This window comes from Herbaspirillum lusitanum P6-12 (genome assembly GCF_000256565.1).
GTDB lineage: Bacteria > Pseudomonadota > Gammaproteobacteria > Burkholderiales > Burkholderiaceae_D > Herbaspirillum > Herbaspirillum lusitanum.
Window position 1 is genome coordinate 1 of record NZ_AJHH01000160.1, and the last position, 669, is coordinate 669.

A 669-nucleotide genomic window follows, 5' to 3' on the forward strand; every position below is an offset into this window, starting at 1 on the left:
GGCGCCGGCAAGACCACCACCTTCAATCTGATCTCCGGCATGTTCGTGCCCAACCACGGCACCGTGAAACTGAACGGCAAAGAAATCCAGGGCCTGACGCCGGGCCAGATCTGCCAGCGCGGCCTGGCCCGCTCGTTCCAGATCACCAACCTGTTCAAGGGCCTGAGCATCTACGAAAACCTGCGGCTGTCGCTGCAGGCGCGTCACGCTTCGCGCTTCAACATGTGGAAGGACATCGACAGCTATCCCGAGATCCACGCCGAGACCGACGAGCTGATGCGCTTCCTCGGGCTCAAGGGCATCGACGAGATCGAAGGCGGCGCACTTTCCTACGGCGGCCAACGGCTGGTCGATCTGGGCATTGCGCTGGGATCGAAGCCGCATGTGTTGCTGATGGACGAACCGCTGGCCGGTCTCGCCGCCGCCGAGCGCGAACGCGTGTCGCGGCTGGTGAAGATCATCGCCGGGAATATCCCGGTGCTGATCGTCGAACATGACATCGACCGCGTGCTCGGCTTCTCGCAACAAGTCACCGTCATGAACCAGGGCAGCGTGCTGATGTCGGGCACCCCGGACCAAGCGCGCGCCGACCAGCGCGTGCAGGAAATCTACACCGGCACCGGCACGCCGCCGGTCACCGGACGAAATCGGTGCTCGGCGGCGCACCCG

The 669-nt window shown here is 64.6% G+C and carries 1 protein-coding gene; it reads left to right on the forward strand.

From position 1 onward, the window contains the following. A partial coding sequence (locus HLUSI_RS27140) for an ABC transporter ATP-binding protein (protein ID WP_040503193.1) occupies window positions 1-669 on the forward strand: 669 nt, incomplete at both ends.